Annotated in this window: 5 protein-coding genes; 1 reads left to right on the top strand and 4 read right to left on the bottom strand. The window is 37.1% G+C overall.

Features of this window, described 5'->3' with window-relative positions:
* The 3 genes from NZ519_01900 to NZ519_01890 form a co-directional block, all read right to left on the bottom strand.
* The coding region (locus NZ519_01900; GenBank protein MCS7027493.1) for a hypothetical protein at positions 1-1,447 on the bottom strand (1,447 nt) is incomplete at its 3' end.
* 173 nt (positions 1,448-1,620) lie between these two features.
* A complete protein-coding gene (locus NZ519_01895) occupies positions 1,621-3,117 on the bottom strand; it encodes a RagB/SusD family nutrient uptake outer membrane protein (protein MCS7027492.1) in 1,497 nt (498 codons plus the stop codon).
* Between the two features lie 136 nt (positions 3,118-3,253).
* On the bottom strand, positions 3,254-6,163 hold the full coding sequence (locus NZ519_01890; protein ID MCS7027491.1) for a TonB-dependent receptor: 2,910 nt from the start codon (positions 6,161-6,163) through the stop codon (positions 3,254-3,256).
* Positions 6,164-6,560: 397 nt separating this feature from the next.
* Between NZ519_01890 and NZ519_01885 the strand changes: the two genes are divergently transcribed.
* A complete protein-coding gene (locus NZ519_01885) occupies positions 6,561-8,261 on the top strand; it encodes a trehalose synthase (GenBank protein ID MCS7027490.1) in 1,701 nt (566 codons plus the stop codon).
* A gap of 115 nt (positions 8,262-8,376) precedes the next feature.
* Here NZ519_01885 and NZ519_01880 read toward each other — a convergent pair whose 3' ends face one another.
* A complete protein-coding gene (locus NZ519_01880) occupies positions 8,377-9,525 on the bottom strand; it encodes a DUF4856 domain-containing protein (protein ID MCS7027489.1) in 1,149 nt (382 codons plus the stop codon).
* Positions 9,526-9,592 lie beyond the last annotated feature (67 nt).

The raw sequence follows: 9,592 nt of genomic DNA, 5'->3' as shown, positions 1-9,592 counted from the left end.
TTGTAAAGGTATATCTATATGTTACAAAATTTACCTCTATTTTGTAAGCACCACCTACGGCAGGTGTAGGAATAGGGGTGGCATCAGCGCGAATTATACTACCTGTTAAATTACCTGGGTCAGCAGTACCTACACTAAACTGTGGATTCCATTGACCATGAACAGGTAGAAACTTAATTTGAGCATTAGGAATAATATTCACCGAAGGTAGTTCAAATATACCATTGCCTTTATTAGTAAATCTTTGAGAAGCAGGAGGGGTATTAGTCCAGCCACTTGGTACACCTGAGCCTGTAACATACAAATCATTAGGCATAAAATCACTAATAAATCCTATGGCATTAGCATTGATAATATTTACCTGCTTATTATCTGTCATTGTAAGCACAAAGATATTAGGATTTGGTGGCTCAGAGGTAACTGCTTTATTTGTAAATACGATATTTCCTGTCTTAGGGGTCTTAATTACCTCGTATTGTCCTGCTTGTTTAGGGATAGGTGCGGCAATGCGTGTAGTTAATTCTACGGGGAAGGCTTTAATTGCTTTGGAAGGGTCAGTAGAGTTTCTTGGAATAAAGTAATAATCTGCATTATCATCAATAGAACCTACATTAAGCACTACAGTAGCCATGCCTGGCTTAATAGCTTCAAAAGGCAACACGGGGTCACCAGGAGCTGGAGGAGTTAGGGTTCCACTTCTATCTGCCCATTTTTCTACATAAATTACCTGACGATTTTTACGATTCCAAATCAAATTAGGAACTTCATCTCCATTAGCCTTTTTCATTACAGAACCCCAGCTACCTCGCGTAACTTTGAATTCAGAATTGTTATCCAGTTTTATATCAAGATAATAACAAGTGTTGCTACCTTGTAATTTTATAGGTTTGAGAGAAGGGCAACCTCCTCCTGTCCAGTTACCGCTACAACCTGATACACTTCCTTCAAAATTACCACTTATATAAATATCTTCTCCATTAGTACTACTTGGAGTAACAATGAATAATCGTACGTTTTTACCTTCAGCTAAGGGAGCGTTGATTATATTAGCAGGGAAAGTGCAAGGAGCAGTACTGAAAGGTGCGTAATTGTTCTGAATAAACACTTTGTAAGATACAGTGTTTTTCTTACCACTTCTATCTGTTACGGTATAAGAGATGATATAAAATCCTTTGGGAGCGATGTTATTAGTAGGAAAATCTACATTGATAACCAAGTTACGAATGCTGTTAGTAATTATGTTCTTTAAGCTATTCTTAGCCACAGGCTCAGTTTCATTTTCTTTGGTAATGGTAATCTCTATACTGCTAATTCCTCTGTTATCTTGGGCTTGAATACGTACTGGTACGAATGGTTGTCCTTCAGTGACTTGAATGAGGTCAAACTCATTGATTTCTAAAGCGTTAATTGAAGGATCCACGTTATCTTTTTTACAACTTACGAGCAATGCCGTAAAAAGGCAGAAGGATAAGACTAATAGTGCTACTTTTTTCATAGTATTTTGTACGGTTTTGGGTTTATATTTTTATATATTGTAATTTGTTTCATTTTTTTTTCAATAAAGCCCATAAGGCTTTAATAAGCCCTATAGGCTTTTTAGGAATTTGAGTATTGTTTAGATTAATAACCAGGGTTTTGCCTCAAAGTAGGATTTGCAGCAATCGCACTGGCAGGAATAGGGAACAGAATATAAGTACTAGGGCTTGTGGAAGTCTTAAAGTCGTGAGGTTGTAAGAACTTTCCAAAGCGAATCATATCTTGCCTTCTGTGTCCTTCCCAGCAAAGTTCACGTCCACGTTCATCATAAATTTCATCTAAAGTAAGTGTACCTGTAAAATTAGGTAAACCTGCTCTATTTCGAATTTTATTGAGCTCTTCGGTAGCTGCGGCAACGTTTCCTGTACGTAACAAACACTCAGCTTTCATCAAAATAATATCTGCAAAGCGGTAGACAGGGAAGTCATTAGAAGCAGCACCACCATTGTAAGGAGGTACAGGTAAGAACTTAGCATTTCTTGCTCCTTCTTGTACTCCTGCACTTGTCAAACTACTAATATTCAAGGAATAATTTGTGCTGCCAGGTTGTGGTCCTACAAGCCACTGTTGTCTGCGAATATCTTGGGCATTGTACTTATTATAGAAATCTTGATGGACTGTTGCCCCATTCCAGGTACTAAATCCAAAGAGTGCATTTCCGTGTGGTCCGTAGAGTGTTCTAATGCCAATGATGTTACGAGGTGCTTTTTCACCATCTATAAAGATACCAAAGATAGTTTCTTGGGTGTTGCAAGTTTGTCCGAATAATCCTTTGCTCCCTCTATCTAAGTAGTCCGCACCAGGAATAAGTGAATAACCTCCCTCGTTAATGATTCTATTACAAGCATTCAAGGCTTCGTTGAAGCGTGCTGTACCAGTATAAACTTGTGCATTCAGATATACCTTTGCTAGTATGGTATAACCTACCCATTTATGGAAACGGTTATAATAGCTGCTTTGCTTTTCGCTAGCAGTAGGCGTATGTAGTTTATCTATGTTTTCAGTTAATTCTCTAACTACAAAATTGTACACTTCGGTACGTGAAGACTGATTTACATCTTTTACTAAGGTTTTAGAATCAGTTACAATAGGTACATTTCCCCAACCATCTAACAATAAATAATAGAAGAAAGCACGTAACACTTTGGCTTCGGCAATAAACGCTTCGTTAGCTTTGGCTTTGGTTAAGAGTTCAATAGCTAAATTTGCTTTGAAAATAGCTCGGTAGAGCCAATTCCAGGTATTGTCAATAAAGGCTTGCCCTGCGGTCCAGGTATGAGTATACATCTGTATCCAGATGCCATTGTCAGCCCAGGCTCCATCGCTTCGGGTAGGAATCATCATTTCATCGGTACAAGTTTCGTTGAGGTCATACCAGCCTCGGTCTGCTCCTGCAACGCCGATGCCGCCCCAATCTCCGCGCATTTCTTTGTAAATATCAGCTAGTGCTGCTTCTGCTCCTGCAGGCGTAGCGTAAAATTGGTCTGCTACGTATCGGTCATATATTCCTTCATCAAGTTTCGTACAACTTGATACGCTAAGAATAATAACTGCTATCAGAAAATATAGTAATTGTTTCATATTTTTTATATTTTTTTGATTAATTTTCACTTTTGTACTATTTTTTCAATTTTTTTGTTTGAGAAATTTGTATTTTTTCCACTAAACCTATGAAATTTTGTAGTTCTCCAAAATTTCACAGGTTTATATTTTCATTCTACTTGAATGTTACATTCAATCCGAGTGCGAAGGCACGTGTACGAGGATAAATACCTGTATCAATTCCTGAACCGCCGCCGCCGCTAACATTGATCTCAGGGTCAATTCCTTTGTAACGTGTGATAACAAATAGGTTATTAGTAGTGAAACTCACACGTAAGTTACTTACATATTTCCACCCGCTTGTTTTTACATTATAGCCAATGGTTAGGTTTTCTAGGCGGGTAAACCCACCGTCTTCTAGCCAATAATCAGTCGCACTTGCATCGTTTACATTCACCATACCAATATCTGCTGCTCCAGCTAATACGTTAGATTGCCCCACACGGTTGAGTAGACTCAGCTGAGCTCTGCGAGCATTGTATATTTTGTGCCCATAAGCTCCACGCAAAACGATGTTAATATCAAAATCTTTATAGCGTGCAGAAGGAGTAAAGGCATAAGTAAATTTAGGGAGTACTTGCCCAGCAATGAATCGGTCTTCGCTTAAACGACCTTGGTCTATTTTTCCGTTACCGTTTACATCATCTACCAATTGATTTCCATTATCATCCACTCCTATGTGTTTGAAGAGGTAGAACGTACCAAGCGGTTTTCCTTTAATAAGATAGGACATATCATTATTTTGTCCGCCTACTCCAATCAAATCTACGCCTCCCCAGCCTACATAGTCGGTTTTAAGAGGTGTACCATCAGGTAAGGAACCACTTAATTCCGTTACAGTAGTGCGGATAGAGGTAAAGTTACCTCCTAGATTTACACTTAGGTCATCAGTATTGATAAGATTGTAGTTGAGTGTAAGTTCTATTCCTTGGTTAAGTACACTACCTACATTAGCCGTAATGCTTCCAAAAGGGAAAGGAGGTACAGGTACTTGATAGCCGAATAAGAGGTCTTTAGTAGTGCCATAAAAATAATCAATAGTACCGCTAAGTTTATTTTTCAGGATAGTGAAATCAATTCCTGCGTTATACATTTCGCGGGTTTCCCAGCGGAGATTAGGATTAGCATTTTGGGTAATGGCAAAGTTACGAATGAGTTGCCCTGCAAAAAAGGTATTTCCTGCATTACCTGCTAAGAGTACAGAGTTCAAAGGCCCTAAGCCTTGTTGATTACCTGTAACTCCAAAACCTGCGCGGATTTTTAAGTTATCAAATATGCCTAAGTTTTTAATAAAATCCTCTTCTGTAGCACTCCAAGCTAAAGAGAAAGAGGGGAAGTTTGCCCATTTATTATTTGCTCCAAATACGGAGGCACCATCACGTCGGAAACTCACGGTAGCTTGGTATTTACCTTTGAAGGCATAATTAGCACGAGCTAAAAAGGATACCAAAGTTCTATCATTTTTGTAAGAGTTAGGATATACGGTTTGGTCGCCTGGTAATGAGAATGAGCCTGCATTTTGGATAGCATTTACCCCTAACAAATCATTAGGGAAATTGATACCTAATGTATTTTGTCCTTCATAGATTTGTTTTTGCCATTCGTATACGCCTGTTATGCCGAAGCTGTGGTCGCCGATATTTTTATTGTAGTTCAAAATGAGATTAAGCAATCGTTCGTTAGCTAAGTTAGTAGAACGCCGAGCAACACCATTATTTTGCCTGCCTTCAAAATCGGTAATTCTTGATTTATAGCTACCATATTCTCTATTCTCTTTGCGCCAAGAACCAAACAAAGTAGCAGTTAGACCGTCAAGAATTTCGTATTCGGCTCGTACACTACTAAAGAAATTATTGAATCGCTCATTGTCATAAATTTCTCGGGCGCGGGCTACGGGGTTGGTATAGTTAAACAAGGTATTGTCTATAAAATAAGTACCATCAGGGTTAAAAATAGGGTTGGTGGGTCGTGTGCTGATGGCTCCGCCAATAGCTCCCGCATTATAGTTGCGATTCAAAACATTCATGTTTAGGTTATAGGTTAAGGTCAAGCGATTATCTATTGCTTTTTGTGTGGCTTGGATACGTCCAATATAATTTTCGGAATTAGATTTTATGATTACTCCTTCCTGAAAAATTCCTGTAATAGAGGCACGGTAGTTAAAATTCTTGCTTCCTGAAGAGAAGGCCAAGTTATGGTTTTGGGTATAACCTGTGCGAGAGATTTCTTTGAACCAGTCGGTATTTCCACCAAGGTCAAATCCTGTAATTCCTCTTTTTTCAGCTAAGGCACGATATTCGTTAGCAGAAAGCATATCATACTTTTTAGCAATGCTTTCTACTGAAAGTACGCCACTATATTCTAAGGAAGTTTGGTCAGGGCTACCTTTTTTAGTAGTAACTACAATAACTCCCGCTGCACCGCGAGAACCGTAAATAGCCGTAGCGGAAGCATCTTTTAAGATGTCAATTGATAGAATTTCATTTGGAGGTAATTGATTCAAAAGTCCCAAATTTCCTTGAACACCGTCAATTACCACAAGTGGGTCATTACCACCAATCAATGAGGTAATACCACGGATACGGATAGTAGGATTTACCCCTGGCTCACTACCTACTTGGTTGATGGCAACGCCTGCTGCTCTGCCGTTGAGTTGTTGCAAGGGGCTAGTAATAGGACCTTGGTTAAAATCCTTAGGAGTAAGGCTAGTAATTGCTCCTGTAACATCCTTTTTCTGTACAGTGGTATAACCAACTACTACCACTTCCTCTAACTTAGTGTCAGATTCTAAGATTACGTCTATGGTAGTAGAAGTCCCTACGGGAATTTCTTGCGACTTGAAGCCTACATAGCTGAAAACCAAAATACTACCTTGAGGGGCTTCAATTTTGTAGTTTCCCTCAAAATCAGTAGTGGTAGCTGTGCTTGTCCCTTTGATGTTTACAGTAACACCTGCGAGACCTTGCTTGTCTTCTGCACTGATAACTTTACCAGATATGGAAACATTTTGTGCCAAGGCACTCATTACCCATAACCAGCAAAATAAAGACAGAAGTAGTAATCTGCTGTTGTTGATGTTGTACTGTTTCATGCAAATTAAGTTTTCTGAATAATTGAACAATGATAAATTTGAACTAAAATGAATAGAGAAAATATAAGTTATTGATTAATTAATTTAAGTTTATTTCGTAATTATTTTTATTTTCCTTTTCCTACTAGGTTAGTAAGGATTTTTTAACTATTTTTTTCTTTTTTTTCCAAAAAAATATTTTTCTTGAAGCGTTAGACTTTTTTTTCAACAAAAATAGCATTTTTCAAATATAAAATAAAATTATCTTATATTTGGGTAAAAAATTTCTTTGAATTATGCAAAATTAACGCTTTTTTAATATACTCCAAAAAAAACTAAATTTTTTTTAACGATGGCAAAAAAAACTACCACCGAGGCAGAACTTTCCACAGAAAGTTTACCCACAAATACACTTACAGATAGTAAAGACAAAGGCTTGACCACAGATTACTCTTGGCTTAATATTTTAGAAGATAAAACTTTTTTGGATAGTTTTTTGAATAAGTATCTTCCTAAATACTTGCAAACTACGCGTTGGTTCGGAGGTAAAGGGAGAGTAGTAAAGCAACTTATTATACAGCATGCTCTTGTGTTACCTGTGGAGCAGACGCAAGTATATTTACTTATTATAGAAAGTATTTTTGCCGAAGGCTTTGCTGATAGTTACTTTTTACCTATTCATTTTAGCACTGACGAATATTTTAAGCCAGACGAAAAGGCAATTATCTGCTCCATGCAGATTCAAGAGCAAAAAGGACTTTTGATTGATGCTCTATATTGGGAAACATTTAGAAACAAATTATTTTATCACATTTTAGCACAATCCGAAATTAACACAGGTGAGGGTATACTACAATTTAACAGAGGTAAAATTCTAGAACAGCACCAAACAGATAAAGCTATAGAGTCTATCCTATTAAAAACTGATCAAAGTAATACATCACTTATTTTTAATGACCAGTATTTTTTGAAAATCTACCGTAGGCTTTACCGCGAAACCAACCCTGACTATGAAATCACGAAGTTCCTTACAGAAAATGCTAACTTTGCTCACTCCCCTAAATATGCAGGGAGCATCTCTTGGAAACGCGCCAAACAACCTGAAGTTTCATTAGGGCTAATGCAACAAAAAGTAGAGAATGAAGGCGATGCATGGCAATATTTGAACGGACAAATTAGAAGCTACTTTAACAAGATTATCAAATATAAGATTAACATTAGCAAGATAGAGAAGGTGGAATTATATCAGCCTAAATCTATCAAAGAATTAGATCCTGAAACAATTGATTTGATGAGTTTAGAAACGTTGAAAAGTATTGATAAACTTGCCCAACGCACTGCTGAGATGCACATTGCTATCTCTTCGGATAGAACGAGTTATACCTTCCTACCACAGTTATACAATGAGGACTATTCCGTTTGGCTCAAAAATCGTATGATTGCTCAATTAGACAAACGGTTGGCTTTGATCGAACAAAATAAAGATAAACTAACGGGATTAGCCAAAGAGTATGCAAATTTCTTTTTAGAAAAAAAAGAAGAAATACGAGACTTCTTTTTGAATTTTGATGAAAATAAGCTCATCTCCAAACGCATACGTATTCACGGGGATTTTCATTTAGGGCAAGTTCTGAAGCAAAATGATGATTTTATTATTTTAGACTTTGAAGGCGAGCCTGAAAGTACTATCCGTGATAGGAAAGTAAAGCAACCTCCTATCAAAGATGTGGCAGGTATGATACGCTCATTTCACTATGCGGTATATGCAAATATTTTTGAATTAGTAGAAAAAGAAAACAGTAAAATCGGTTTTGAACAACTTTCCGAAGCGGGTAATCGATACTATCGTATTATTGTAGCGGTTTACTTAAATACTTATATAAAGGTAGCTATGGCAAATTCGTTAGATATTGGTTATCAGAAAGAAATTAACTACTTACTCAAATATCACCTATTAGAAAAAGCTATTTATGAACTAGGCTATGAATTAAACTCTCGTCCTTCGTGGGCAATTATTCCTTTACAAGGTATTGTACAATTACTCACTACTTAAACAATTACTCACTACTTAATAAGAGTAAAAAAATTAGCGTAAGCAAAACACTTACGCTAATTTAGTAAATCTGCTTTGATTGTGTATAGAACAAAACTGAATTTTACAAGTAAAGCTACCGTCTTTGTAGGCTTACCCAGTTTTGTTTAAAATCCTCAATTTCTTGGGCAGTAAAACCATATAAATCCCTTAATTTATTGATAACCTGAGTTAGCTTTGGCAGTTCATTCACAGAGTCAGTTATAAACTTATAAGAAGTAGGAGTGCCATTGTATGGAGCATTAAGCCATATTAGCATTTCGTCAATTTGAGCATCGGTAATTTTTTTGAAATTTTGAGGGATAGTTCTCCAACCATGAAGAAATCCAACGGCTTCGCTATAAGCATGTAAAGCACTAGCTTTTTCATTGTCTGTAGGATTTGTTTTGCTTAAATTAGCAATAGCAGAATGGCAATAATTGATAATAGTAGCGGCATTTATTTTTTCCCATAATAGGCGAATTTCTGCTAAGGCTTCATTACGTTCTTTATTGTATTTGCTGCCTGCTTTGACTGCGGCTTTAAGTTTAAGAAACTGATTTTTCATCTGCGAATATAAACCATTACCATCATTTTTATCTCTACGAGCAGCGTAGTTAGCCATAGCCCTGTCGCGTACATTAGCGGCTACATTATTAGAACCTGAATTGCTAAAAGCAGGTGTTGCTCCATAGATGGCTACGATTTGATCAATAGTGGCTTCTGTGATATTACCTGCCATGAGGTCGGTAGCGTGTTTGTAGAGAGTTGCTCCAAATTGTCCTTTTTCTATGAGTTGTTCTAATTCTAAACCATTCTCATCAAAGAGGTAAGCACTGCTTCCTGTCCCAAAAACACCACCCTGCCCTGTAGGTGGGCCAGGTGTATAAGTTCCCCCGCTAGCTTTGGCTAACTCATCGAACCATCCTCCCGTTCCTTCTAATCTACTCTTAAAATAAGGCGTAATAAGACTTGCTAAACTTGGATTTCCAGCATTAAACAAATTGTCTAATGCCGTTTTTGTTACTATCATGCCTTGTACTCTTCCTTTTTTAGCTTCCTCTGTAAGAGCAACTAATTGGTTTACTACGGCAATTTGCGTAGAGGCGTTAGTATTAAAATCAGCAGACTCGTAAGTTGTAGGAATAACTAGTGCAGGGCGTAGCTCGTCCTTTTTACAACTTACTCCTAAAACTATTGTTAGGACTACAATAGGTAACTTAAACGAAAAATATATTCTTTTCATTTGTGTTAAATTTTTATTGAAAATCAAGTGTGTTCTACAATTTTGAACGCACAAAGTTAATAAATTA

This window comes from Bacteroidia bacterium (genome assembly GCA_025056095.1).
Classification (GTDB): Bacteria; Bacteroidota; Bacteroidia; order JANWVE01; family JANWVE01; genus JANWVE01.
The sequence above is the reverse complement of the archived record's forward strand: the minus strand, read 5'-3'. Positions and strand labels throughout refer to the sequence as shown.